This is a genomic window from Paracoccus acridae (assembly GCF_014642735.1).
GTDB classification, from domain to species: Bacteria; Pseudomonadota; Alphaproteobacteria; order Rhodobacterales; family Rhodobacteraceae; genus Paracoccus; species Paracoccus acridae.
Genome location: NZ_BMIV01000008.1, coordinates 23,869 through 48,392, shown reverse-complemented (window position 1 = coordinate 48,392; position 24,524 = coordinate 23,869). Strand labels below are relative to the sequence as shown.

22 protein-coding genes are annotated in these 24,524 nt (G+C 63.9%); 14 read left to right on the top strand and 8 right to left on the bottom strand.

Going from position 1 to position 24,524, the window contains the following annotated elements; all coding sequences use genetic code 11:
- Positions 1-67 precede the first annotated feature (67 nt).
- A complete protein-coding gene (locus tag IEX25_RS20100) occupies positions 68-1,246 on the bottom strand; it encodes an OmpA family protein (RefSeq protein WP_229665169.1) in 1,179 nt (392 codons plus the stop codon).
- A gap of 12 nt (positions 1,247-1,258) precedes the next feature.
- On the opposite strand from IEX25_RS20100, the gene IEX25_RS20095 reads away from it, so the two are divergent.
- Positions 1,259-1,501: a hypothetical protein gene (locus IEX25_RS20095; protein ID WP_229665168.1), complete on the top strand. Its 243-nt coding sequence runs from the start codon at positions 1,259-1,261 to the stop codon at positions 1,499-1,501.
- Positions 1,502-2,178: 677 nt separating this feature from the next.
- On the opposite strand, the gene IEX25_RS12635 is transcribed toward IEX25_RS20095, so the two are convergent.
- A complete protein-coding gene (locus IEX25_RS12635) occupies positions 2,179-3,021 on the bottom strand; it encodes a DUF1206 domain-containing protein (protein ID WP_188715349.1) in 843 nt (280 codons plus the stop codon).
- A 227-nt stretch (positions 3,022-3,248) separates the two neighbouring features.
- A complete protein-coding gene (hpbA, locus tag IEX25_RS12630; RefSeq protein WP_188715346.1) occupies positions 3,249-5,285 on the bottom strand; it encodes an N-methyl-L-proline N-demethylase HpbA in 2,037 nt (678 codons plus the stop codon).
- A gap of 143 nt (positions 5,286-5,428) precedes the next feature.
- Between hpbA and IEX25_RS12625 the strand changes: the two genes are divergently transcribed.
- From IEX25_RS12625 to IEX25_RS12590, 9 genes are all read left to right on the top strand, one after another.
- Entirely contained in the window at positions 5,429-6,061 is a 633-nt protein-coding gene (locus IEX25_RS12625; RefSeq protein WP_188715345.1) for a TetR/AcrR family transcriptional regulator, read from the top strand.
- A 43-nt stretch (positions 6,062-6,104) separates the two neighbouring features.
- Positions 6,105-6,890 (top strand): pyrroline-5-carboxylate reductase family protein, encoded by a 786-nt coding sequence (locus tag IEX25_RS12620; protein ID WP_188715343.1) that lies wholly within the window; start codon positions 6,105-6,107, stop codon positions 6,888-6,890.
- Between the two features lie 241 nt (positions 6,891-7,131).
- Positions 7,132-7,566, top strand: coding sequence for a MarR family winged helix-turn-helix transcriptional regulator (locus tag IEX25_RS12615; protein ID WP_229665166.1), 435 nt, complete (start codon positions 7,132-7,134; stop codon positions 7,564-7,566).
- Complete coding sequence (locus IEX25_RS12610; protein WP_188715341.1) at positions 7,563-9,197, top strand: efflux MFS transporter permease; 1,635 nt, start codon at positions 7,563-7,565, stop codon at positions 9,195-9,197. Before IEX25_RS12615 ends, IEX25_RS12610 begins: the two co-directional genes overlap by 4 nt.
- Positions 9,194-10,237 carry an HlyD family secretion protein gene (locus IEX25_RS12605; RefSeq protein WP_188715338.1) on the top strand — a complete coding sequence of 348 codons (1,044 nt, stop codon included), beginning with the start codon at positions 9,194-9,196 and terminating at the stop codon, positions 10,235-10,237. The genes IEX25_RS12610 and IEX25_RS12605 overlap by 4 nt, the downstream gene beginning before the upstream one ends.
- Positions 10,238-10,324: 87 nt before the next feature.
- Positions 10,325-11,428, top strand: coding sequence for a zinc-binding dehydrogenase (locus IEX25_RS12600; protein WP_188715336.1), 1,104 nt, complete (start codon positions 10,325-10,327; stop codon positions 11,426-11,428).
- Positions 11,429-11,560: 132 nt separating this feature from the next.
- Positions 11,561-11,689: a hypothetical protein gene (locus IEX25_RS20315; protein WP_256388057.1), complete on the top strand. Its 129-nt coding sequence runs from the start codon at positions 11,561-11,563 to the stop codon at positions 11,687-11,689.
- A gap of 338 nt (positions 11,690-12,027) precedes the next feature.
- Positions 12,028-12,987, top strand: coding sequence for an aldo/keto reductase (locus IEX25_RS12595; RefSeq protein ID WP_229665164.1), 960 nt, complete (start codon positions 12,028-12,030; stop codon positions 12,985-12,987).
- 85 nt (positions 12,988-13,072) lie between these two features.
- Positions 13,073-13,792: a cell wall hydrolase gene (locus IEX25_RS12590; protein WP_188715334.1), complete on the top strand. Its 720-nt coding sequence runs from the start codon at positions 13,073-13,075 to the stop codon at positions 13,790-13,792.
- A gap of 149 nt (positions 13,793-13,941) precedes the next feature.
- On the opposite strand, the gene IEX25_RS12585 is transcribed toward IEX25_RS12590, so the two are convergent.
- Positions 13,942-15,009 carry a hypothetical protein gene (locus tag IEX25_RS12585; RefSeq protein WP_188715332.1) on the bottom strand — a complete coding sequence of 356 codons (1,068 nt, stop codon included), beginning with the start codon at positions 15,007-15,009 and terminating at the stop codon, positions 13,942-13,944.
- 403 nt (positions 15,010-15,412) lie between these two features.
- On the opposite strand from IEX25_RS12585, the gene IEX25_RS12580 reads away from it, so the two are divergent.
- A complete protein-coding gene (locus IEX25_RS12580; RefSeq protein ID WP_188715330.1) occupies positions 15,413-15,907 on the top strand; it encodes a hypothetical protein in 495 nt (164 codons plus the stop codon).
- A gap of 301 nt (positions 15,908-16,208) precedes the next feature.
- On the opposite strand, the gene IEX25_RS12575 is transcribed toward IEX25_RS12580, so the two are convergent.
- From IEX25_RS12575 to IEX25_RS12565, 3 genes are all read right to left on the bottom strand, one after another.
- Positions 16,209-16,544, bottom strand: a complete 336-nt coding sequence (locus tag IEX25_RS12575; RefSeq protein ID WP_229665163.1) for a response regulator — start codon at positions 16,542-16,544, stop codon at positions 16,209-16,211.
- Positions 16,545-16,605: 61 nt separating this feature from the next.
- A complete protein-coding gene (locus IEX25_RS12570; RefSeq protein ID WP_229665161.1) occupies positions 16,606-18,096 on the bottom strand; it encodes a sensor histidine kinase in 1,491 nt (496 codons plus the stop codon).
- Positions 18,084-19,598, bottom strand: coding sequence for an ATPase domain-containing protein (locus IEX25_RS12565; RefSeq protein ID WP_188715328.1), 1,515 nt, complete (start codon positions 19,596-19,598; stop codon positions 18,084-18,086). The genes IEX25_RS12570 and IEX25_RS12565 overlap by 13 nt, the downstream gene beginning before the upstream one ends.
- A 530-nt stretch (positions 19,599-20,128) precedes the next feature.
- Here IEX25_RS12565 and IEX25_RS12560 point away from each other — a divergent pair.
- Entirely contained in the window at positions 20,129-21,583 is a 1,455-nt protein-coding gene (locus IEX25_RS12560) for a PAS domain-containing protein (RefSeq protein ID WP_188715326.1), read from the top strand.
- A 383-nt stretch (positions 21,584-21,966) separates the two neighbouring features.
- Here IEX25_RS12560 and IEX25_RS12555 read toward each other — a convergent pair whose 3' ends face one another.
- The gene (locus IEX25_RS12555; RefSeq protein WP_188715324.1) at positions 21,967-23,010 is read right to left on the bottom strand and encodes an IS30 family transposase; all 1,044 of its coding nucleotides are present in this window, start codon (positions 23,008-23,010) and stop codon (positions 21,967-21,969) included.
- 193 nt (positions 23,011-23,203) lie between these two features.
- Between IEX25_RS12555 and IEX25_RS12550 the strand changes: the two genes are divergently transcribed.
- Both IEX25_RS12550 and gph read left to right on the top strand, forming a co-directional pair.
- Positions 23,204-23,758: a thioredoxin family protein gene (locus IEX25_RS12550; protein WP_103171127.1), complete on the top strand. Its 555-nt coding sequence runs from the start codon at positions 23,204-23,206 to the stop codon at positions 23,756-23,758.
- Positions 23,755-24,447, top strand: coding sequence for a phosphoglycolate phosphatase (gene gph / locus IEX25_RS12545; protein WP_188715323.1), 693 nt, complete (start codon positions 23,755-23,757; stop codon positions 24,445-24,447). The genes IEX25_RS12550 and gph overlap by 4 nt, the downstream gene beginning before the upstream one ends.
- Positions 24,448-24,524 lie beyond the last annotated feature (77 nt).

Here is a 24,524-nt window from a genome sequence, read left to right as displayed (position 1 = left end):
CTTGCGCCTGCAACGATGGTCCGAGACGCGACCCGAGGGGCAGGTGACGTCCCGCTGAACAAGGCCGTCACTGCGCATCTGCGGTTTGCAGCAGATCCGTGATCCGGCGAACGGTCGCGCGTCGGTTCTCTCGGATGTCGCCTTCCCGACGGATCTGCGGGTACTGCTCGCCGTATCCCTGGACCACCAGGTTCTCGGGCGGGACCTGGAAATATTCAGACAGTGCCAGGGCCACGGACTCGGCCCGGCGGTCGGACAGCGCCAGGTTTGCCGCATCCGAACCCACCAGGTCGGTATGACCTTCGATCAGAAATATCTCTTGCCGGTTTTCGGCGATGGCATCCTGAATGGCATTGCCCAGCGTTGACAGTTGCCGCGCCTGATCCGGTGAGATCGCAGCCGAACCGCTGTCGAAGGTGATGGCATCAATGTTGACGGGGGCGACCAGGGAACGGACCTCGGAAATGCTGCGGACCTGTTCCAGGGTAAAGCGGCGGTCGATGTCCACCTCGCTTCTGAGGGCCTCTCGCAAGGCGGCCTCGTCGTCTTGGGTGACGCTGCCATAAACCGGCGCCGGGGCAGGAAGCGTGGCGATATCCACCGGTTCCACTTCGGCGGTATCGTCGATGAGGCGCGTCTGAGAGCCGTCGGGCGAGATCAGCGTGCGCCGCAGGACGCGCAGGTCGGCATCGCGGATGGTCACCACCCGGCTGCCGTCGGCGCGGGTCACGACGGTTCGCGACGATCCGTCATCGAAGTTTTCGGTCGTCACGGTCGATCCCGGCTGGCGCAAAAGCGCGACCTCGTCCTTGATGACCTGCTGGCTGCCATCCGCCTCTGTCACCACGACCCGGTCGGGCGTGGCCAGGGCCACCTGCCTGTTGTTGTTGAGATAAGAGCCGACCGCCACCGTGCCCAATCCCAGCAGCAGCGCTTTGACAAGATCGTTGCGGTCGTCATCGTTGTCCGCGCGGGCCTCGGCGCGCTGCTGATCCCGGGCCCGCAGGACGTCACGAAGGTTCGTCTGGAAATCCTCGTCCGACGATCGACTGTTCTCGCGGGTGATCCGCTGCTCCACGATGCGGCCCCGCCGGTCTTCATTCAGCGCGGCGGCACGGGCGGCGCGGGTTTCACGCGCGGCGCGACGGGCGGCTTCGCCTTGGGGGGTGACTGCCTGGGGTTGCCGGTTCTGCCGGGGCACCTGCTGGCCCGCCCTTTGGGCTGCGCCTTCGCGTCGGGTGGTCATGTTGGTCTGCTGTTGATCCTGCCGCACCTCTGGCAGCGGTTGCTGATTGCGGGCATTTCCCGCAGGACGGGCCGCAGGCTGGCGTGCCTGCTGCCGGCCGCCGGCGTCATCAGCCTGTTGTCGTGGTGCCCGCCCCTCGGACGGGCGCTGCTGACGCTGCGCCGGGGCGTTCGCTTGCTGGTTGCCGGCCCCGGCACGCTGCCCGCCTCCCTCGCGCGGCGCCTGCTCACGGCGCTCGGCCTGCTCACGCCCTGAACGTGCTTCCCTGTTGGGCTGGGGCCTTGCACGTTCTTCAGCACGGCCGGGGGTCTTGTTCTGCTGCTTCTGATCGGCCCGTTCCTGAGGCGGCACGGGACGCCGTTCCTGCTGGGCGGGTTGCCGGGCAGGGCGCTCTTGCTTTTCCTTCGCATTCCCGCGCTGCTGCTGTTCGTCTTGCGGCTGCGCAGCGGCCCGCTGGGCAGCAGGCTGACGGGCTTGCTCTGGTCGTTCGCCCGATCCTTTGGCGGCGTTGTCGTTCGACTGTTCACGTCCCTGCCCAGGCTTTTCTGCTTGCGCCTGCTTTCCTGCCCGCTGCGGTTTTCGTTCAGCTTGGGGCTGCCCCTGCCGATCCGCCTGGCGTTCAGGCGGCTGGGACTGACCCCGGCGGACAGGCGGCCCGTCCCGTTCGGCCTGGGCAAGAAGCAATGGCATCGTGCTTCGATCCGCCGCTTGGCCTTCTGGAACAGGGGTGTCCGCCCAGGCTTGCGAAAGTTGCGGCAGCAAAAGCGACAGGCAGGCTGCGATGGCCGTTGAGTTGCGAATGATCCGACGCATGGCGCCATCCTTCCCTGAATGGGGTTCATCCTCTTAGCAAGGACAACCGTGAAGCAAGGAAGGCGGTTCCTTTTTGCTGCTTTGCAGCCTTCGTCGATGTCATGGGAAGCCCGCAAACCTCACACCGGAAGCCTGCGCTTCAGCGCATCGGCCAGGCTTTGGATGTCCGGCCCCGAGGCTTTCGGAACGATCCGATAGGCGGCGTTGACGAAACAGAAGATCGAAAACCCCACAAGGCCGACACAGACGGCGATGACAAGAAACCGTCCATAGGCCTGGCTCGAAAGCCACGAGAAGGCTTCCCCGACGCCTCCTGCTTCCTGGGGATTGGAACGCCATGCCGCAAACAGGAACAGCAACCCGATCACGCCGATGACCAGGCTATGAGCCATCACGCCCGCCTTTAGGATCGAATTCCAGCGGGTCGTGAAATCATTCGCCCGCAGGTGCTTGCGATATTCGTTGCACCAGCCCTGTCGCAGGTAATAAGCACCTGCCCCCAGGATGAGAAGGGCGACAAGGCCGATGATCCAGCGGCCCCCGGGCCATTGCATCACGGCTCCGACATAACCCGGAATGCCGGAGCCTTGCCCGGTCCCGCCACGGCCGAACAGCAGGGAAAAAGCCAGGATGCCGATCCCCAGATGGATGCCGCCGGTCACCACCATCCCGACCCTGGCGACCACGCCCTTGGCATCCTTGCCATAGTCTTCAAGATCGTAGGCGGCATCGACCACGCGCCAGATGGCATAGGCCAGCATCCCCACCAGGATGAGGAACAGGACCGCTCCTCCTCCCCAGGTATTTTCAAGCCATCCAAGCGCGGAGGACGTGTCCTGCGCCTGGCCTCCTCGCCAGATCGAATAAAGCGATATGCCCGCAACCGCCAGATAAACCAATCTCCGGCCCAGATAGCCGACCCGCATGAGCGTTATCGCCCATCCCATGTCTTGTCCGGTCATGGCTTTTCCTGTCTCCCCTGGTTCTTTACCAACAGGCGCATGGCGCCTGCCTGCGGCGCTTCGCTGGCTTTGCTGCAACTCTCAAGGCGGACCTGTGGATCCCTCCGGTCCGGTGGCATGGGGGTGGCTGTCCCGCCGTTTGGAACCGGCCCCCGGTTTGCCTTTCACCACGCGGCAACTGACTGGCAGGCGCATCGTCCGACCCGACGGCGCCGCGTCTGATGATCCTAAAGATCCTTCACCAGTCGAAGGGCATCATGGATCGCGGCATGGGTGTTGCGGGCGGCGATGGCATCGCCGATGCGGAACAGGCGGAAACTGCCGCTGAGGTTCGTGCGGACGTCCTGAAGCCCGCCTGTGGTCAGGGCCTCGTAATCCACCTCTCCGCCGTTCGACGACAAGGGCTTCAGGTCGAAATACAGATCGTCCAGCGGGCGGGTGCCGTGATTGACGACCACCTGGTCCACGATCCGGTCACGCGTGACCTTGCCATAGTCGCTGCCCAGAGTGGCCCGCAGCTGGTTGCCCTCTCGTTCGACCGAGATCAGCCGCCAGGTGACGGTGAAGGTGGTGTCGCGGGCCTGCAGGCTGCGCATATAGGGGACCAGGTTCATCGCCATCACCTCGGGGGCGAAAGCGCGGTCGGGGGTGACGATCTCGACCCGCGCGCCGGTCCCGGCGATCAGATCGGCGGCCTGCAGCGCGGCGTGGTCGCCCGCGTCGTCGAAGATCAGGACGTTCTGGCCCGGCTTCACGTCGCCCGACAGGATGTCCCAGGCCGACACGACAAGGTCGTTGCCCTTTGCCAGAACCTCGGTATGGGGCAGCCCGCCGGTGGCGATGATGACCTCGTCGGGGTTGGTGGCCAGGACGTCGCCCGCTTCGGCCACGATGTTGAAGCGGAAGGACACGCCGTGACGCTCGCACATGGCCTGGCGCCAGGCGATGATCGCCATCATCTCTCGGCGGCGTTCCTGCAGCGCGGTCAGGCGGATCTGGCCGCCGGGTTGGTCCGCAGCCTCGAAGACGGTCACGGCATGGCCGCGTTCGGCGGCGACGCGGGCGGCCTCCATGCCGGCGGGACCGGCCCCCACCACCGTGACGCGCTTACGAACAGGCGCGGACGGGATGGTATGGGGCATCGTCTCCTCTCGGCCCGTGGCGGCGTTGTGCAGGCAGAAGGCGAAGCCCCCCTGATAGATGCGGTCCAGACAATAGTTCGCGCCGACGCAGGGGCGGATCTCGTCCTCGCGTCCCTCGACGATCTTACGGACCAGATGCGGATCGGCGATATGGGCGCGGGTCATGCCGACCATATCCACCAGGCCCGAGGCGATGGCATGGCGCGCGGTCGGCACGTCGGGGATCTTGGCGGCATGGAAGGTGGGAAAGTCCGTCGCCTGGCGGATCTGTCCCGCGAATTCCAGATGCGGTGCGTTGCGCATTCCCTGGACGGGGATCACGTCGGTCAGTCCCGCATCCGTGTCGATATGGCCGCGCACCACGTTCAGGAAATCGACCAGGCCGCTTTCCTTCAGCTTGCGCGAGATGGCGATGCCGTCGCCCGCATCCAGGCCCCCCGGCAGGCATTCGTCCCCGGTATAGCGCACGCCCACGATGAAGTCCGGCCCGCAGCGTTCGCGGATGCCGCGCAGGATGTCGAAGGTAAAGCGCAGCCGGTTATCCAGATCGCCGCCATAAGGGCCGTCCAGGTCATTGGTCAGCGGCGACCAGAACTGGTCTATCAGATGGCCATAGGCCTGCAGTTCGATCCCGTCCAGGCCCGCAGCCTTCATCCGTTCCGCAGCATCGACATAATCGCCGATGATGCGGGCGATGTCCCAGTCCTCCATCTTCTTCGGAAAGGACCGGTGCGCGGCCTCGCGCTGATGACCGGGCGATACCACCGGCAGCCAGTCGGCCTTGTCCCAGCGGGTGCGCCGGCCCAGATGCGTCAACTGGATCATCACCGCGCAGCCGTGGTCGTGGCATTCGTCGGCAAGCTGCCGCATCCAGCCCACGACCTCGTCCTTCCAGGCCAGGATGTTGTTGAAGACCGGCGGGCTGTCCCGTGACACCGAGGCCGAACCCGCCGTCATCGTCAGCGCCACCCCGGCCTTCGCACGTTCCACATGATAGGCGCGGTAACGCCCCTTGGGCATCCCGTCCTCGGGGTAGGCCGGTTCATGGCTGGTGATCATGATCCGGTTGCGAAGCGTCAGGTGCTTCAGCTGGAAGGGCTGGAGAAGGGGGTCGGTCGCCATGGGTCTGCCTGAGCATCAACGTGCAGGATGAATCATGTTCAAAATGTACACCTATGTCAACAAGGGAAACATAAATGAACTTGCCACAGATCATGATGAACAATTCGCTTGTTCGACAGGGTGTGACCGCGTACCCATCAGCCATGAAGCGTGACGATGCAGCGGAAAAGGGATGGCGCGGCTCTCGCGAGGGCTGGCTCGAGGTCGGCTATCAGGCGCTGATCGACGGCGGCGTTGATGCCGTGAAGATCCTGCCTCTTGCCAAGCGGCTGAACCTGGCACGCACCAGCTTCTATTGGTTCTTCGAAGATCGCGAAGCGCTGCTGGCGGCCCTGATCGACGGCTGGGAACAGCGCACCACGAAGCCGCTGGTCGATGCGACCTCGCGCTATGCCGAAACGGTATCCGAGGCGATGCTGAATGTGCTGACCTGCTTCCTGGCGGCAAACACCTTTGATTCCCGTCTGGAATTTGCGGTGCGAAGCTGGGCCTTGCAGGACGAGGGCGTGGCCGACCGTGTGAAGGCCGCGGACGAGGCGCGCCTTCAGGCCATAGCCGCCATGCTGGTCAAGTGGGGCAACCATCCCGACGAGGCCGATATCCGTGCCCGCACCGTCTATCTGGTCCAGATCGGCTATATCTCGATGCAGGCCAGGGAAGATATCGAAACCCGTCTTGCCCGCATCCCCATGTACGTCAGGATCTATACGGGCCAGGATCCCGAACCACGCGAAATCGCCCGCTTCAATGCCGGGATTCGCCAGGGGCAGGGGTGATAAGGCTGGCAATCCGAAGGGCAGCCCGCAGGACGGAGGCATCATGCGCATAGGGATCATCGGCGCCACGGGTTGGCTGGGATCGGCTCTTGGCGGTCGGCTGCTGGCCCAGGGGATCGTGAGGCCGGATCAGTTGGTGGTCGCCAACCGCAGCGGCGCCCGCGCGACCTATCACGGCCATTCCGTGAGATGGGCGCAGGACTGCGCTGAACTGGTCGGGCTGTCGGACGTGGTTGTCGTTTCGGTCCGGCCGGACGACTGGCCCGCGCTGCAGCTGCACGCGACCGACAAGCTTGTCCTGTCCTTCATGGCGGGGGTCGGGGCCGATCGGCTGGCCGCCTGTGGTGGTCGCATCGTCCGGGCCATGCCCAATGCCGCCGCCGAGATCGGCGGGTCCTGGACGCCGTGGTGGGCCGATGACGGCGTCACGGCCGAAGATCGGCAAGCTGTCACGACCATCCTGTCCGCCATCGGCACCTCGGACGAGATTGGTGATGAAGCGCAGATGGACCTGATGACGGCCTTGCCGGGGTCCGGCGCGGCCTATCCGGCGCTCATGGCCATGGCAATGGCAGAGTTCATGACCGGGCAGGGCGTACCCGAACGGATCGCCTGGCGCGCGACTGAGGCTGCGGTATGCGGCGGGGCCGCCATGCTGGCGGGCCGGATCGCGGATGCCCCGGCCCTTGTCGCCGCATACCGCGACTATCGCGGCACCACGGCGGCGGGCATCGAGGCGGCCGAGGCGGCAGGTTTTTCGAAAGCGATCAAGGACGCATTGCTCGCCGCGACCGAAAAGGCGCGCGCCCTGGCCGTCCGACCCGAGTAGCCTTGGCCGGACGAGCCGTCTGCCGACGATCCATGTTGGCGATCCCGCGCGACCGCCATGCCAGTGATCGCGGCCCTTCGAGGATGCCACAGCCTTGTCATCCTCTATCCATCCCCCAAACGATCCACAGAATTTGTGGACAAGTCATGCTGCTGCGGCGTTTGGGCGGATATCGCCAGGAGGCAAGACTTGACGATGACCAGTCCGATCATTAGCTAGCTAACGAATTTGCAGCCGTCCGATGATCATGCCTACATCCTCGACCTTTCTCGATACGCTCTTGCACCTGATGCGCGACCTGCGCCGCAGCTATGATGCGCGGGCAAGCGCCGTTGGCCTGACCCTGTCGCGTGCCCGCGCCTTGACGATGCTGTCGCGGATGGATGGCGCGACGCAGGCCGATCTTGCCGCCGCCCTGGAAATCGAGGCGCCCACACTCAAGCGCCAGATCGACGCCCTGGAACATGCGGGCTTTGTCGAACGCCGCCCGGCGGCGGATGACGGGCGCAAGAACGCGCTGTTCCTGACCGACCGGGGGCGCGACAGCGCGGTTGTCGATTTCACCCGCCGGATGCGGGCAGAACTGGTGGCGGGCATCCCGGCCGAGGATCTGGCGGTGGCGCAGTCGGTTCTGGACCGCATCGCCGCCAATATCGCAAGGCTGGACCGGGAATGACCGAAGCACCTGCCCAGGCGCCGACCCCCGTGGTCCATCCGCCGCTGCCGCTGTCCCAGGCCGTGGCCTATATGGGCGCGGCGGTCGTGCTGGCCTTGGCGCAGGGGCTGGGGCAGGGGTTTGTCGCCGCGAACATCCCCCCGATCGCGGGCGATCTGGGCATCACCACCACCCAGGCAAGCTGGCTGATGGCGGCCTATATGATCCCGCGCGCCTCGCTGCCGCTGCTGCTGATCAAGATCCGCACCCAGTACGGCCTGCGCCGCTTTGCCGAACTGGGCATCATCGCCTATGTGGCGGTGGCCTTTGCATCGGTCTGGATCACGGACTTCCGGTCCGCCGTCGTGGTGCAGGCGCTGTCGGGGGCGGCGGCCGCGCCCCTTTCAACCCTTGCCTTCATGTACATGCTGGAACCCCTGGCCCCCGAATGGAAGATGCGCCTGGGCCTGCCCGCCGCGATGGCCGTGATGATGGCGGGGCCCACACTGGCCCGCGTCGTGTCGCCCGCGCTGATCGGAGACGGCGGATTGACGGGGATCCACCTGACCGCGCTTGGCCTGGCGATGGTGTCGCTGATGCTGGTCTTTCGTCTGCCCCTGCGGCCCGTGCCGCATATGAAGGTGATCCAGCCGCTGGATTTCGTCAGCTTCCTGTTGATCGGCTTCGGCTTTGCGGGGCTGACCATCGGCTTCGTGATGGGGCCGATCCATTACTGGACCGACGCTCCATGGGTCGGGCTGCTGCTGGCGGCTTCTGTCGCGTCCCTGGCCATGGCCGTCGCGGTGGAGTTGAACCGGGCCGCGCCGCTTCTGGACATCCGCTGGCTGGCAAGCCCCGCCATGCTGCACCTGACGGCCACGCTGTTCCTGTTCCGGCTGATCCTGTCGGAACAAAGCGCGGGCGCCCCGCGCATGTTCCAGACGCTGGGCGTCGCGCCCGCGCAGATGACCGGGCTGTTTGCGGTGATCGTCGGGGCAAGCCTGCTGGGCGGCCTGGCCTGTGTGGCCTGGATGCGGCCGAACCGCGTGGGTGCCCTGCACCTGGTGGCGCTGCTGCTGATCGCCGCGGGGGCCTTCATGGACGCGCAGGCGACCATCGACACCCGCCCCGCCCAGATGATCGCCAGCCAGGCCTTGATCGGCTTCGCGGGGATGCTGTTCCTGCCACCGGCCATGATGGCGGGGCTGATCCAGGCCCTGGCGCGGGGGCCGCAATATCTTCTGTCCTTCGTGATCGTCTTCATCTCGACCCAGTCGCTGGGCGGGGTTCTTGGGTCGGGGCTGTTCACGACCCTGATCAACCACCGCCAGGCGGCCCATTACGCGACCCTGACCGAACAGCTTGCCACGGCCGATGCGCCGACCGCCCAAGCCATCGCAGCCCGCGCCGCCGCCCTTGCCGCCCAGATGCCCGATGCCGCCGCGCGCGGCGCCCAGGCGGCTGCCCAGATCGCCCAGGACGCAGCCGCGCAAGCCTATGTCATGGCCTATAACGATGCTTATCTTCTGACCGCCCTGATCGCGCTTGGCGCGGCCTTTGTTCTGGTCCTGCACCTGCTGCGGGACCGGATGGTCCTTCGCCTGACGGCCCGGGTCCAGGCGGACAAGACCCAACCGGATGCGACCCCATGAAAAAAGAAAACCTGCTTCCCACCGTCATCGCCCTGGTCATCGGCATCGCGGGCGTCCTGCTTCTGCTCTATGCTTGGCACCTGCCGCCCTTCCAGCCGTCGGAACCGACGACCGAGAACGCCTATATCCGCGGCAAGGTCACGACCATCGCCCCGCAGGTCACCGGCTATGTCGCCGCCGTCGAGGTCACCGATTTCCAGACCGTCAAGGCAGGCGACGTGATCGCGCGCATCGACGACCGCATCGCCCGCCAGAAGCTGGCCCAGGCCGAGGCGCAACTGGCCGCCGCCCACGCCATGATGGAGGTGGCGACCCAGAACGTCGCCTCGGCCGAGGCAGTGGTCAGGGCCGACCAGGCGGGGGTGGATGCCGCCCGATCGGCGCTTGCAACCGCACGGACCGGCTGGAACCGCGCCCAGGAGCTTCAGGCCCGCGGCGTCGCCTCGCAATCGACGGCCGAACAGTCCGAACTGTCGCTGCAACAGGCCCAGGCCGCCGTCACCCAGGCCCAGGCGCAACTCGACGTGCAGCGCGAGGCGGTGAAATCGGCGCGCGTCGCCCTGCAATCGCGGCAGGCCGACATCGCCAGCGCCGAGGCCGCGGTCGAACTGGCCCGGATCGAACTGGACAACACCGTGATCCGCGCGCCCGCCGATGGTCGCCTGGGCCAGGTCGGCGTGCGGGCCGGCCAATATGTGACGCCCGGCACGGCGCTTGTATCCCATGTCGGCAGCGATACCTGGGTGATCGCGAACTTCAAGGAAACCAGCCTGACCGGCCTGCGGACCGGAGAGGTCGTGCATTTCACCGTGGACGCGATGGAACACCGGGACTTCACGGGCCGGGTCGAATCCTTCTCTCCGGCGACGGCGTCGGAATACAGCCTTCTGGCGGGCACGAACGCCACCGGCAACTTCACCAAGATCGCGCAGCGCCTGCCGGTCCGCATCGCCATCGACAAGGGACAGCCCATGGCGGAACACCTGCGCCCCGGCATGTCGGTGGTGGTCCATGTGGATACAGGCGGCGCCGCGGATTGAGCCTTTGGCCAGACGCAACGCCACAAGGCGGTTGAACCCCGCCTGCGCCTGCGGAAAGATGCCCGCAAATTTCAGACGGAGTGACCGATGGACCGCGACAGCCTGGAACTGAGAACGACCGTCACCGCCGATGGCACGCTGCGGCTGGAACTGCAGCCTGTGACCTTGCCCGAACCCGGCCCGGGCCAGCTTCTGGTCCGCGTCGAGGCTGCGCCGATCAATCCTTCGGACTTGGGACTGATGTTCGGTCCGGCCGATATGGAAACGCTGGCCTGGGACGGCCAGGCCCTGACTGCCCGCATCCCTCCGGCCGTCATGGCGTCCATGCGCGCCCGGATCGACCAGCCGCTTGTGCCCGGCAACGAAGGCGCGGGCACGGTAATCGCGGCAGGGCCGGACCAGCAGCACCTGCTGGGCAAGCGGGTCGCCATGCTGGGCGGGTCGATGTATGCGAAACTGCGCCTGATCGCCGCCGGCGACTGCCTGGTCCTGCCCGAAGGCGCCGGGGCCGAGGAAGGCGCCGCGCTGTTCGTCAACCCGATGACCGCGCTTGGCTTTGTCGAGACCATGCGGGCCGAGGGGCACAGCGCCATCGTCCACGCGCCTGCCGCATCGAACCTGGGCCAGATGCTGGTGCGGATCTGCAAGGCCGGCGGCATCGGCCTGGTCAACATCGTCCGCAGCCCCCGGCAGGTCGCCCTGCTGCGCGACCTGGGCGCCGAGCATGTGGTGGACAGCAGCAGCGACAGCTTTCGCGACGACCTGACCCAGGCCATCACCGCCACCGGCGCCACACTGTCCTTTGACGCCATCGGCGGGGGCGAGATGACCAGCATCGTCCTGACCGCCATGGAAACCGTCGCGCAGGGCAAGATGGAAAGCTATGACCGCTATGGTTCGGCGGTGCTGAAACAGGGCTATATCTATGGCGTCCTGGACACCGGGCCCACGATCCTGCGGCGCGGCTTCGGCTTCAGTTGGAGCGTGGGGGGCTGGCTGCTGTTCCGGGCCCTGCAAAAGCTGGATCCGGCGGTTATCGGGCGGATGCACCAGCGGATCCTGGCCGAGATGACGACGACCTTCGCCAGCCATTATACCGCGCGCGTTACGCTGGAACAGGCGCTGCAACCCGAAACCGTGGCGGCTTATCTGCGCAAGGCCACGGGGGAAAAGTATCTGATCACCCCGTGAGAACGGGAAGTGGCTTGGGGTCGTGGTGCATGGGCAACACCGGGGCGATGCGGGATATCATTTCGCAAGTGCCGGAACCTGGGGGCGGGGCAGGGCTGTTGGGTTTGTGAAACCTGAACCCGGGAACATCCCATGCCTATCGTCAGCTTTTCCCCAAACCCCTTCGACTGGACCATCGGCGTCTTTTCCGTGGCCGACGAAAGAGGAAACGTCACGGCCCGCCGCTGCTGTTTCGGTCCTTATGTCGTCACTTGGCACTAAGGCTTGCGACTTTCCGAATTGCCGCTGAGGCCCGCCTTGCGCGACGGATGGCCTGTGCCGAGGATGCCTGATCTTGCCGGCATCGTGTCGCCGCGCATCAAGGCTGACAGACCTGCTGGTCGTGGTCGGTCTCGGCGCCCTGTCGGGCTGATGACCAACCTGACCATCGGGGGCGCGGATGCGACCTTGCCAGTCAGGATGAACCGGCAGGCTTTCAGATATCTGGTCGTGCGCAGGCGTGAACCTTGCCCGCCGCAAAGGCCGATTGAATTGTTGACGGGCCAGGTTTTGCGGGCTTACCTGCCGCACCGCGGAACAGGTGAAGGCGAGGGATACAGGTGGAGCAAAGGTGGCTTGGCAACCGCAAGGTCGGTGCCATCGGCTTCGGCGCGATGAGCTTTGGAGGAATGTTCGGCCCCACGGACGAAGCGACATCCCTGAGATGCCTTGACGCAGCGGTTGACACGGGCATCAGCCATATCGACACCGCCAACATCTATGGCATGGGCCTGTCCGAGGAGATCATCGGCAAGTGGGGATGCCGGGATGTGCACCTTGGCACCAAGTGCGGCATCATCAACGGGCCGCCTCGGGCGGTGCGCAATGACGAGGCCTATATCCGCGAGTGTCTGGAGGAGTCCCTTCGACGATTGCGTCGCGAGCATGTCGATCTTTACTACATCCACCGCCGCCAGCCCGAGATCCCCATCGAGGATCTGGCAGGAACGATGGGAAGGCTTGTCCAGGAAGGAAAGATCGGCGGGTATGGCCTTTCCGAGGTCGCGCCCTCGACCGTTCGCCGGGCCCATGCCGAACATCCCCTGACTGCTGTCCAGAATGAATTCTCGCTTTGGACGCGCCTGCCTCAGCTTGGCCTGATCCAGACCTGCAGGGACCTGGGTGTCGCCTTTGTCGCCTTTTCCCCGCTGGGACGGGGAATGTTCGGCCGCGATCCCTTGAAGCGCGACTTCCGCGCCGGGATCGACTTCCGGGACACCAATCCCCGGTTCGTCGAGCCGAACTTCTCGGCCAATCTGGCTGCCATTGCGCCATTCCGCGCCCTTTGCGCCGAACGGGGGTGGACGGTCCCCGGCGCGGCGCTTCGCTGGGTCCTGGGGCAGGGGGAACACATCATTCCCATTCCGGGCACCCGGTTGGCGGCGCATCTTGGCGACTGGAACCCTCCGGCCCTGAAGGCATCCGACCTCGAGGAGATCGGCGACATTCTTCCGGCCGGATTTGCGCATGGCGACCGGTATGGTGATCACCAGATGGCCTTCGTCGAGCGATACTGCTGAGAACGGCGGCTGAACCGGCTTCGTCGCAAGGGGGCGGAACGGTTTGACGGCCTGGACCGTTGCCATGGATCGAAGGAGTTTTCCGATGATCCGAGCGGTTCTCGCCACGGCCATCACGCTCGTCGGTACCTGGTATGCCGGGGCCCTTGTTCTGTCGCGCGTCGATGACGGTGGCGAACAGGCCGTTAGGCGGGACGTTGCCGTCGGGTTGCCCGCAGTTCAGCACATGGCTCGGCAACCTGCCCATCCGCCTTCGGCAAGCCCGCCTTCTGATCTGTCGCTCAAGGTCGCCCGTGCTCCTGCGCCTCGTCCTGCGAAGGTTGACACAGTTCGGCCGGTGCCGCGTCCGGCCACGCCCCGGCAAATCCTGCAAGGCGCTGCCATTCCCTCGCCGCCTGACTCGTTGCGCAATGCAAGCGATCTGTCCTGCATCGCCGTGGCGATTTACCATGAAGCCCGCGACCAGGAGGACTTCGGGCAGCGTGCCGTCGCATCGGTGATCGTTCAACGCGCCGCGATCCCGGGCCGATGGGGTGACACCGCTTGCGAGAATATCGTGCCCTCTCAGTTCAGCTTCCTTACGTCGCGGTACGATTACCCGCCCATAAACGACAGGAAAGCTTGGGAAAGGGCGGTCCGGTTCGCAGCCCAGGCATTGCTGGAAGGCCCGATGCCCGAACTGAAAGGCGCTGACCATTATCACACGACCTCAGTGTCCCCAGGGTGGGTTCCGTCGATGACCCGGGTGCGGCTGATCGACGACCATGTGTTCTACGTCGATCCCCGCTCGTCCCAGTCGCTGTGATGCTTCGCATGATGCCGCGCGGCGGCTTCCGTGTTCCCGGGTTCAAGCCCGCTGGACCGGGCAGGTGCTGACCGCGCGCCTGCCCTGCGGATAACCGCCGTCGATCGCGCGCCACGTCCCCACAGCTTTGCGCGTGAAGGCGAAAAATGCTATCCTGCCAATGGACGCGTCAGGATGGCGCGGATTTTGGTGGTACAGTCATGGTTCAGCATGCGCCAGAACCGCAGCACCAGCCTGCCGCTGATGCTCCGGCTGCCAGATTTCTTCCCTATGATCCAGAAGAATGGAAGCAACGGGTAGCGGCTGCCCGCGCCAAGCGGGAAAAAGTCTTGCGGCAGCGTGCGGAAGATCAGCGCCGGACGGTCGAAGGCGGGTCCGCCAGATCTTCCGGGCGCGCTGACCTGCCTGCCGCCTGGCCGCCCGCCAAGGGGGCGGCGCTGATGCGCATTGCAAAGGACGGGCAGCCAAAGGCCGCAAGCGTCGCGCCGCGTCCTTTCGGTCTGCCCTTGGCCTTTGCCACCTGCACCCAGGCGATGGGCAGGCTTGCCTTTGTCGGCAGAGTGCATCCGATGCTGTTCGGGCTTGTCATTGGCGGTCTTGCGGGTGCCTCTCTCGTCAGTCTTGGCGCAACTCGCCCCGACGGGGGTGATCTTCGGGGGTTGGGTGAACCGCCGGTCTCCTTGGCTGGCCTTTCCGTGGACACGGCACTTTCCCATGTCATGCCGGTCATGTCGGCACCCTCGGCAGCGGAGTTTCAGGAGCCAGAGATTGTTCCCCCGGCTGATCCGCCGGCGACGGCTTTCGCGCCCATCGAAACCCTGTCTGCTCCATCCGCGCTTGGGCTGGAGTTGCCCGTCGTGGCGACGGCGGGTTCTGCGCCCAGCATGTCGGCAATGTCCACCCCTGCTTCCGCTTTCGAACAGCCCGACCTTGAGGCAAGCCAGGAGGTTGCGGCACTGGCACCCGGCGCGGTCGTCGGAGAGGCAGAGCAGACTCTGTTTCTGTCGCCGTCGCAGCTTGCCCGGCCCGATGCCTCGGCCATGGATGCCGGGCCTCGGCAACTGCCGATCTTGCCGGAAACGCCAGCCTTGCGTCTGGCCGTTTACGTCCCCGAGCGCCTGGCGGCCGAAGGGCGGAACGAAACCATGGCGCGGCTTGCCCAAGCGGGATGGTCGGCCCAAGAGGCGTCCACGCCCTTCACGATCGGCGAAACCCATGTCCGGTATTTCCATCCCCAGGATCGGAAGGCGGCCGAGGAACTTGCAGCCTCGTTGGATACAACGGCACGGGACTTCGTCAGCTTCACACCCTCCCCCGAGGAGGGATATCTGGAACTGTGGCTAGGCGGTCAGGGAGCGCCCCCGAAACCCAAGCCGGTCGTCGCGCGCAGAAGCGATCCACAGTCAAGCCGAACCAACATTGACAGGAATGGCGCTGAGGCACCCCAAGCAGCGGAAGGCCGTCGCCGGTCCCTTTTTGGCAGGGGAGACAATGAATGGCCGCGGACCACGAACAGCCGCAATCTGGCCGGCGCCAGGAACAGCACGGCAGGCGATGCCGCGAGAACCGGACACACCACCGGCCGGGGGAACGAGGGTAGAGCCGGGGAAGGCAGAGACGGTGGCGGCAAGGGAACCGGTGCAGGCGGCGGCCATGCCAGTGGCGGTGGGAACAGCGGTGGGAACGGTGGCGGTCGTGCCGGCAGCGATGGCGGCGGCCGCGGAAATGGAGGCAGTAGCGCCGGGGGCCATGGTGATGGAAGGGACAGTGGCGGCGACAAGGGAGGCGACGGCGGCAGAGGAAACGGTGGTGGCCATGGGAATGGCGGCGGAAAAGGAAACGATGGGGGTAAGGGGAACGGCGGCGGCAATGGAAATGGCGGTGGACACGGGAACGGCGGCGGCGGCCACGGCAACGGTGGTGGACACGGGAACGGTGGTGGACATGGGAACGGCGGCGGACATGGGAACGGCGGCGGTAATGGGAACGGTGGTGGTCACGGAAACGGCGGCGGCAATGGGAACGGCGGCGGTAATGGGAACGGTGGCGGAAAAGGGGGTCGGGACTGAACATGCAAGCCATGCGATCAGAACCACCAAGGTTCGGCCCCATTGATGGATCATGGCACAGGCTACCCCGCGCCCGCTTTATCTTGCATCGTCAGGCAAGGCTGACGCGCGTTTTCATGCGCTGCTTCAGCAGGCTTTTCGGAACAGCCAAGCACCTGCAGCAACAACCGACACCGACGGCTTCCGCGTGCCCCGTGGGATTCATTGCAGGTGACAGGTGGTCGCGCTGCCTTCGCCGGACGTCGTATGGTGCAGGACGTTCATGATCGTCCAGGCGACAGCCCTTTGATGACGCTTGCCGGCCCGAAACACAGGCTGTGAAATATCGGCCGGACCAGCTACGCTGATTACCGGCCCAGTTCGCACATCTTCTGAACGATCTCGCTTGTCGGGTATGGTTTCGGGAAAAAGCAGGCGCCTTGCGGAAGGTCCTCTTGCGCTGCATCCAGCATCCCCGACGCGATGATGATATGGATATGAGGCCAGGTCTTGCTGACACGAGCGGCCAGATCCAGACCGTTCATGGAACCAGGCATATCGACATCGGTGAACAGGAACGCGATGCCGGTTTCCCTTTCCAGGACAACCAACGCTGCATCGGCCGACCTTGCCTCGAAGGTGCGAAAGCCCGCATCCTGCAGCATGTCCACCGCCTCCATGCGGATCAGGACTTCGTCTTCCACCACAAGGACCGCTGGGCAGGGCTGCTGTGTCCGTTCCATGACTGCTCTGTGCTCGGTCTGTTTATACGAAGCCGTTGTCTTGCTGAGACAGGCCCTCTGACGGAGCTCTCAGTTCGAAAACCAAACCATCCTGTTTGTAGATCAGTTCCGCCGATCCGTTGAAGTATCCGGCCAGTGCCTGTTCGATCATGCGGCTTCCGAAGCCTTTTCGGGACGGCGGTGCGACCGGCGGACCATCCGCCTCGGTCCAGTTCAAGTGGAACTCACGCTCATTGCCGCAGGGCGTCTCGCACCACTGGACGCGGACATGGCCTCCGTCATTCGACAGGGCGCCATATTTCGCGGCGTTCGTGGCCAGTTCGTGCAGCGCCATTGTCAGGGCCAGGGCCTGTTTCGACCCGATCGGCAAGTCGGGGCCTTCAAGGATGATGCGGCCGTCCTTCATGCGGTGGGGGGTCAGCGCAGCCTCGATCACCTCGGTGATCGACGTTTCGGTCCAGGTCGCTTTCACAAGGCGATCATGCGCCTGGGCCATCATGCCGACCCGAGACTGGATCGAGGTCCGGGCGTCGTCAAGGCTTTCGGCCTGCCGCAGGGTCTGGGACACGATCGCATGGACCATGGCCATCGAATTCTTGACCCGGTGGTTCATCTCGCCCAGCATCAGCCGACGTTGTTCTTCTTCAAGCTTGATCCGGTTGATGTCGGTGCAACTGCCGTACCATCGGATGATCCGTCCTTCCGCATCGCGGACGGGCTGAGCGCGGCCAAGAACCCAACGGTATTCGCCCGAATGATGCTTCAGGCGATACTCGATCTCGTACGGCTGCCCGCTTTCCAGGCTGTGACGCCAGCGTTCCCAGGTTCTTGAAAGATCATCGGGATGGAACAGGTCCGCCCATCTTTCACCATCGGTCGAACCCTGCGGCATGCCCGTGAATTCATACCAGCGGCTGTTGTAATAGTCATGGTATCCGTCCGGCTGCGTGGACCAGATGATCTGGTCGACCGAGTCGGCGATCGCGTGGAACTTGGCCTCGCTTTCGTAAAGCTGGGCCTCTCGCATCTGCAATTCCTGCATCCGGTCCCGGGCCTCGTACTGCCGGGCCCGTGCCTTGAGCGCCGAACGGACAGATCGCACCAGCTCCTCGGCGTGAAGGGGACGCGACAGCAGGACGGCGTTCTGCAAGGCGTCGATGGCCATTCCTGCGCGGGCAGGGCGGTGGTGTACGGTGCCGTTTGCCAGGACGATGAACGGGACATCCGACCAAGACGGTTGACCGGACAATGCCTCGATCAACCGCCGGTCGCCCGTTCCCGCGGCCAAGGCCTCCTCCGTGACAAGCGCGACCCCGATGCAGTCCCCGATCAACGAGGCCAGTCCGCCGATGTCGCGCACGACGATCGAAGGGATCCCGACCTTGCCCAACAGATCGACGGCCACGGCGGCATCCCGCCCCCGCGGCGCCAGGACCACGACCGACAATCGTCCGTCGGTTGCCGCATCCGGGTCTTGCCGCGGGTCTGTCGGGCGGCCGATCACGATGGGCACGTCTCGTCTTGATCCAGAGGTGCGGGACCGCCAGCCGTCGGAACCAGGATCGGTGTCCCGGAAAGGAGGCCCATGAAGTTCCGGATCGGCTTCCCGATCGCAAGACCGTTCCCATCGATCTTCAATTCACGGACCGTCCGTTCGTGATCGGACGTGCGCGTCTTGATCACCGCGATGGACTTGCGCACCTCGCCCTCTGCCTCGAAGAAGCGCAGCATCACCACCGTATCGGCCAGGTAGCTGATGTCGAGATCGGCACGCAGGTCGCCCATGACGCCATGCTGCCCCAGGATCATCAACGACACCACACCCTGCTGCGCCAGATAGCTCAGCAATTCGTGCATCTGCAGGACAAGGAAGTTGTCGCTGGGCATTGCGTGCAGATAGGCATTGAGGCTGTCGATCACCACAAGGCGGGCATTATCCCTTTCCACCGCGTCGCGGACGGCGCCGGCAAATTCGCCCGGCGACAGTTCGGCCGGATCGATCTGCCTGATCTCGAGAAGCCCGTTGTCGATGAAGGGTTGCAGATCCATGTTCAAGGCCTTGGACCGGATCAGCAATGTTGCAAGCCGTTCGTCGAACAGGAAATAGGCGGCCTTCTGGCCGCGCCTCATCGCGGCGATCATGCAGCGTACGGCTGTCGTGGTCTTGCCCGCGCCGGCCGGTCCGGCCAGCAAGGTATTCGTTCCCGGAAACAGCCCCTGGCCCAGAAGCGCATCCAGTTCATCAATGCCGGTCGTGACGGGTTCGCTGGAAAAGCTGCGGTGATGATCGGCCGCGATCAGACGGGGATAGACGCAGACTCCGCCCCGTTCGATCGTCAGGTCGTGATAGCCTCCGTGATACTGAAGCCCACGCATCTTGATCACACGCAGCCTGCGCCGCTCGGATCCGAAATCATTGGCCATCTGTTCCAGCGAGATCACCCCATGAGCGATCGAATGAAGCTGCAGATCCCCGGGTTCGGCCGTCCGGTCATCCAGCATGAGAACGGTGCAGTTCCTGCGGGCGAAGAAATGCTTCAGCGCCAGGATCTGCCGACGATAGCGAAGCGGATTTTGCGCCAGAAGCCGCAGTTCGGACAAGCTGTCCAGCACCACCCGCGCCGGATCGGTCTTCTCGACCAGTTCGAAGATGCCGCGGACCGTTTCGCCCAGCTCGACCTCGCTGGGATGCAAGAGAGACTGTTCGTAATCCGCCCCGAATTCGTCTTCGGTGAGGATCTCGAAGACGTCGATCCCCTCCAGGGTAAAGCCATGCGACTGCGCGACCGCGTGCAGTTCGTTCTCGGTTTCGGACAGGGTGATGTAAAGGCCTCGTTCACCGTTGCTGCGCCCTTCCAGCAGGAACGCAAGCGCCAAGGTCGTCTTGCCAGAGCCGGGGGTTCCCTCGACAAGATAAAGTCGCGACGGGGTCAATCCCCCGCGCAAGACAGCATCAAGGCCGGATGTTCCGGTCAGCAGTCTTTTCTGGGGATCGACCCCGCTCGTCTCGCGCATGTTGGCGATGCCCTGTCCTGAAAAAGCGGCCGGTCTGGATAAAGAAGGCCCAGACTGCTTCCATGATGAACTCATCTTCTTTCAGCACGTTCCCCAGACGCGCCTTGGATGCAAGCCACCTATCGCGTTAGCAGCACTTGCTCCACCTGATAAGTGTCGGTGGATCAAGGAACATGCCCGCATGCCGGGCGGGCGACGCCCCGACGATGCTGAATGATGCGTTTAGCCTGCCGGGCAGGGGGGTTGGCTGCCATAACCGGCAGATTACCGCATGTCTCTGGCAGAGAACCGCTTTCTGTTCCAGGGGGAGGGGATTGGCGATACCGGACGCGCGATCCCTTGAATGCCCTGGGCGCGCACGCCCGATATCCCTTCCTTGGATGCGGGCAGGGCAGGGGATCCGAAAAGCCTAAGACCTGGATTCAGGCAAATTCACCCGGCAATCTGCGCTGCAAGACCTGCGGGCGTGACACCGATGTGCATTACGCGTAGCACTCGGGGAACGACTGGAACCCTGATCCGCGGTATAAATGAGCAATCCTTCCGAAGAACGCCGTATTGATCTTGAAATTCACCGCACCAAGGCAAGCTCCGACCCTTTTGCGGCGGCGATGCGCGCCACGCGGATGCCCATGCTCATCACCGATCCGCGGCAGCCCGACAATCCGATCGTCTTCGTCAATGACGCCTTCGGCAGGCTGACGGGATATACGCGAGAGGAGACCCTGGGCCGCAACTGCCGTTTTCTTCAGGGTCCCGGCACCAATGTCGATGACGTTGATCGCTTGCGTCAGGCCATCGCAAGGCGCGTTCCGGTCGAGGTGGAACTGCTGAACTACAAGAAGGACGGCGGCATCTTCTGGAACCGGGTCCTTGTGTCGCCGGTCTTCGATGGCGATGACCTGACCTATTTCTTCGCCTCGCAACTTGATGTCACGAAGGACAAGATCGCCGGACTGGCGGCTGACGGGTCTTCCGAGGAGGATGCGCAACGTCGGATTGCCGATCTGATCGCTGCCGAGGACCGGCTGCATTTCACCTTGAAGGCGGGTGGTCTTGGCACCTGGACCTTGGACATACAGAACCAACGGCTTGTCGTGTCTGCTTTGTGCAAGGCAAACTTTGGACGCGGCCCAAGCGACGAGTTCGGATATCAGGACCTGCAGTCCTCCATCCACCCCGAAGACTATGAACGCTGGCAGCGAACTCTCCACGCTGCGTTCGAGTCGGACGGGAACTTTCATATCGAGTACCGGATCAACCTGCCTCAGGGGGGCCTGCGCTGGATCGAAATCCGGGCAAAGACACGCTTTGACGACGCCCATCGACCTGTCACCCTCAGTGGCATCTCTCTCGACATCACAGAGCGCAAGGAGGCGGAGGCCTATAGGGCATTGGTGACGCAAGAGATGAACCATCGCATCAAGAACACGCTGGCGACCGTTCAGTCCATCGTCAGCCAGTCGCTTCGCGCAGAACTGCCCTCGAACGAGATGCGAAAGATCGTCGCCGAGCGGATCGAGGCACTCAGCGGCGCCCATGACATTCTTGCGGAGAATGATTGGGATGTAGCCGGTCTGCGGCAGACGGTGGAGCGTGCCTTGCGCCCGTTCAATGCCGACGGCCGCATCCATTACTTTGGCTCCGATCTGGAGATCAGGCATGCCGTCAGCAGCGCGCTGACGCTGGCGCTGCACGAGCTTGCCACAAACGCGCTCAAGTATGGGGCCCTTTCGGGCGACAGCGGCCGGGTGCGTATCGAATGGAGCGTCAACGAGAGCGAGTTCGTGTTGACCTGGGACGAGATCGGCGGCCCCGAGGTGACGCCGCCGACCCGAACCGGCTTTGGCAGCCGCATGATCGAGAAGGTCCTGTCAGCCACTGTCGAGGGCAGCGCGGGTGTGGAGTATCGGCCGCAGGGGATACATTTCGAACTTCGTGCATCCATGATGGCCCTGACGGGTTCTGCAACGAAGAACAGATAGAATGTGTCATCCAGCGGCCACGATCTTGCGCCCGAACTGTCCAAGGTGATGACGTGGTCCAAGGCCAGGCACCGATTTCCCGGCGTCCTGCTGAAACGATCCAGCGAAGGCGCCGCCCATGCCTTTGTGGCACAGACATGCCGAACCGGCCTTGGAAAAACGATTTCGCCCAGCTTCCAGCCGGCAGCAAGGTCTATCAAGATGCCGTCCAAGCCGACGCGCTATCCGGCTAGGGCCTTGGTCATATCTGCCGCCAGTTCTCAGTCCGGCGCTCTAAAGGAGACGAGGATACTTGCCGAACTTGCATCCGTGTTGCTTTCACAACTTCATTGGTGTCGAACACGGAAGGTCGCACTGCAAGACAGGGCCTCCACGCGGACGCGCTAGCCCAAATGCGACCTCGGTTGCTGGGAAAGTTTCGCCTTTCTGTAGCCGCGTCCGAGCAGATTGGCCTTGAAGACCTCCGCAGGCGTTCGGAAGCCGAGGCACTTGCGCGGCGTGGCGTTCAGGCCCGCGCAGAGCTGACGAAGTCCCTCCTGTGAGAGCGAGTTCGGATCGGTGTCGCGACAAAGCCAGCGTCGCAGCCGTTTGTTGGCGTTCTCCACAGCACCTTTCTGCCAGGGCGACTGCGCCTCGCAGAACCACGTTTGCGTGCCCACCTCGGCCTGCAGATGCGGCCAGTCGACGAACTCGGATCCGCGGTTAAAGGTGATCGATCGGCAGGCATGCCGGGGCAGGGGCGTCAGAGCCTGGGCGATCTGCGCCATGATCGGCTTGGTGCGTTTCTCCTCGTTCTTCAACGCCACCAGGAAACGGCTTGTGCGTTCGATCATGGTGGTGACATTGGCAGGACCATATTTCTGCCGGAACAGCACCAGATCCGCTTCCCAGTGCCCAAACTGGCGGCGATGCGCGATAACGTCGGGGCGGAACAAGATGCTGAGTTCCGGCGCAAACTTGGGCGGCGGGCGCTTGCGCAACCGATATCCCCGGCGGCGTCGGCGGCCGGAGGGCAGGTGGCGCCACAGCTCACCTCGACGACCATCCTCTGAATAGATGTGTTGATAGATCGTCTCCTGGCATACCCGGCGCGAGGCACCTTCGTAACGCATCCGGCCGGCGATCTGCTCGGGGGTCCAGCCAGAGCGGAGACAGCGCTCGACCTGGTCACGCAGCCCGGGATCCCGCACCAGCTTGCGCTGCCGTGTCCGGCGTCTATCCGAGTAGCTTTGCGCCACAACGCACCAGTAACCGCTGAGCTTCGGGATCTCGCTGTCGTGGAAATGATTGCGGCGCAGCTCGCGGAAGATCGTCGAACGATGCCGGCCAAGCCTGCGCGCCATCTCGTCAGGGCTCAGCTTCATCTGCCGCCAGCGCTCGATCTTGCGCCGCTCGGAAAGGGAAAGGTGAGAGAACCGAACCTTCATTCTATGATCCTTTCATGGCTCAACCCATTGTTGAGCACAGAAAGTCGCATTTCAGGATAGCGCGTCCCCACGGATGTCATACCAAATAAATAATCTGTATTATGCAACAACAATGCTCTGCGACTATGGCCGGGCTTGTTCTTCCCTGTGTCTTTTTACAAAGTCGCACCTGAAAACCCGCTCGGAGGATGTCATGGCCGTATCGCCACCTGTTTGTGACTTTGGCGCTCCGTGGCACCATTTTGAACTGCCAGGAACAGATGGTCGGACTTACCGGCTGACGGACGTTGCAGGGCCGCGTGGCACCTTGGTGATGTTCATCTGCAATCACTGTCCTTATGTCCAGTCCATCATCGACCGGATCGTGCACGACGCGCGAGAGATGCAGGCTGCGGGCATCGGGGTCGTCGCCATCTCGGCCAATGATGTCGTCGAATATCCCCAGGATGGGCCTGACCATATGAAGGCCGAAGCTGAACGCCGCGGCTTTACCTTTCCTTATCTTTACGACGAAACCCAGGATGTCGCGCGCGCCTATGGTGCCGAATGCACCCCCGACTTCTTCGGCTATAATGCAGAGGGAAAGCTGCAATATCGCGGGCGTTTTGACGCCTCGGCCAGAACACCCGGTCCGGCCGAGGCCCGACGGGAGCTTCTGGAAGCGATGCTGCAAATCGCCGAAACCGGCAAGGGACCGGAAAAACAAATTCCGTCAATGGGTTGCTCGATCAAGTGGAAGGCTGCATGAACGTCTGCCTTGCCCCCTGCCCGATTGTATTCGACCTTGACGGCACCCTGATCGACAGCGCGCCGGATATCCATGCCTGCGTCAATTACGTTCTTGAAGAACATGGCACGCCGCATCTGACGCTGGAGCAGGTGCGCGCCTTCATCGGCGGCGGTGTCGATGTGCTGTGGCAAAAGATCATTGCCGCACAAGAGCTTCAGGATGACAGGAAGCCGGAATACATGGCGGCCTTCATGGCCTGCTATCACGATGCGACACAGTTGACCGCGCTTTTCCCCGATGTGATCCCGACGCTGGAAACGCTTGCGGATCGTGGACACCCCCTGGGCATCTGCACGAACAAGCCCTTGGCGGTCACGCAGGCTGTCCTGTCCCACTTCGGCATCGCGCATCTGTTTGGCAGTGTCATCGGCGGCGACTCGGTTCCCGAACGAAAACCCCATCCCGCCCCCTTGCGTGCCGCCATCCAGGCCCTTGGCGCCGACCCAAGGAATCCCAAGGCGATCTATGTGGGCGACAGCGAATTCGACGCAGCATGTGCATTGGCGGCATCGGTGCCCTTCCTGATCTATACCAAAGGCTATCGCCAGACCCCCATCGAGGAGTTGCCTCACCTGGCATCTTTCGACGACTTCGCGGCACTGCCCGCCATGATCGAGACGCAAGCGTTGGCATTATCCGCGCATTGATCAGCCGGCACGAAGGAACCTGCACACGCTTGACATTGCGGACGCAGATGCGCCAATCCAAGGCTGTGCCACGGAAA

Coding starts and splice junctions, on each gene's coding strand:
- gph (WP_188715323.1), top strand. CDS start 23,755: ATGAACGTCTGCCTTGCCCCCTGCCCGATTGTATTCGACCTTGACGGC.
- IEX25_RS12615 (WP_229665166.1), top strand. CDS start 7,132: ATGATCATGCCTACATCCTCGACCTTTCTCGATACGCTCTTGCACCTG.
- IEX25_RS12625 (WP_188715345.1), top strand. CDS start 5,429: ATGAAGCGTGACGATGCAGCGGAAAAGGGATGGCGCGGCTCTCGCGAG.
- IEX25_RS12555 (WP_188715324.1), bottom strand. CDS start 23,010: ATGAAGGTTCGGTTCTCTCACCTTTCCCTTTCCGAGCGGCGCAAGATC.
- IEX25_RS20100 (WP_229665169.1), bottom strand. CDS start 1,246: ATGACCACCCGACGCGAAGGCGCAGCCCAAAGGGCGGGCCAGCAGGTG.
- IEX25_RS12620 (WP_188715343.1), top strand. CDS start 6,105: ATGCGCATAGGGATCATCGGCGCCACGGGTTGGCTGGGATCGGCTCTT.
- IEX25_RS12605 (WP_188715338.1), top strand. CDS start 9,194: ATGAAAAAAGAAAACCTGCTTCCCACCGTCATCGCCCTGGTCATCGGC.
- IEX25_RS12600 (WP_188715336.1), top strand. CDS start 10,325: ATGGACCGCGACAGCCTGGAACTGAGAACGACCGTCACCGCCGATGGC.
- IEX25_RS12565 (WP_188715328.1), bottom strand. CDS start 19,598: ATGCGCGAGACGAGCGGGGTCGATCCCCAGAAAAGACTGCTGACCGGA.
- hpbA (WP_188715346.1), bottom strand. CDS start 5,285: ATGGCGACCGACCCCCTTCTCCAGCCCTTCCAGCTGAAGCACCTGACG.
- IEX25_RS20315 (WP_256388057.1), top strand. CDS start 11,561: ATGCCTATCGTCAGCTTTTCCCCAAACCCCTTCGACTGGACCATCGGC.
- IEX25_RS12560 (WP_188715326.1), top strand. CDS start 20,129: ATGAGCAATCCTTCCGAAGAACGCCGTATTGATCTTGAAATTCACCGC.
- IEX25_RS12635 (WP_188715349.1), bottom strand. CDS start 3,021: ATGACCGGACAAGACATGGGATGGGCGATAACGCTCATGCGGGTCGGC.
- IEX25_RS12585 (WP_188715332.1), bottom strand. CDS start 15,009: ATGGGTTTCGCCGATCGTGAAGGGCGTGGACGCCTCTTGGGCCGACCA.
- IEX25_RS12550 (WP_103171127.1), top strand. CDS start 23,204: ATGGCCGTATCGCCACCTGTTTGTGACTTTGGCGCTCCGTGGCACCAT.
- IEX25_RS12610 (WP_188715341.1), top strand. CDS start 7,563: ATGACCGAAGCACCTGCCCAGGCGCCGACCCCCGTGGTCCATCCGCCG.
- IEX25_RS12590 (WP_188715334.1), top strand. CDS start 13,073: ATGATCCGAGCGGTTCTCGCCACGGCCATCACGCTCGTCGGTACCTGG.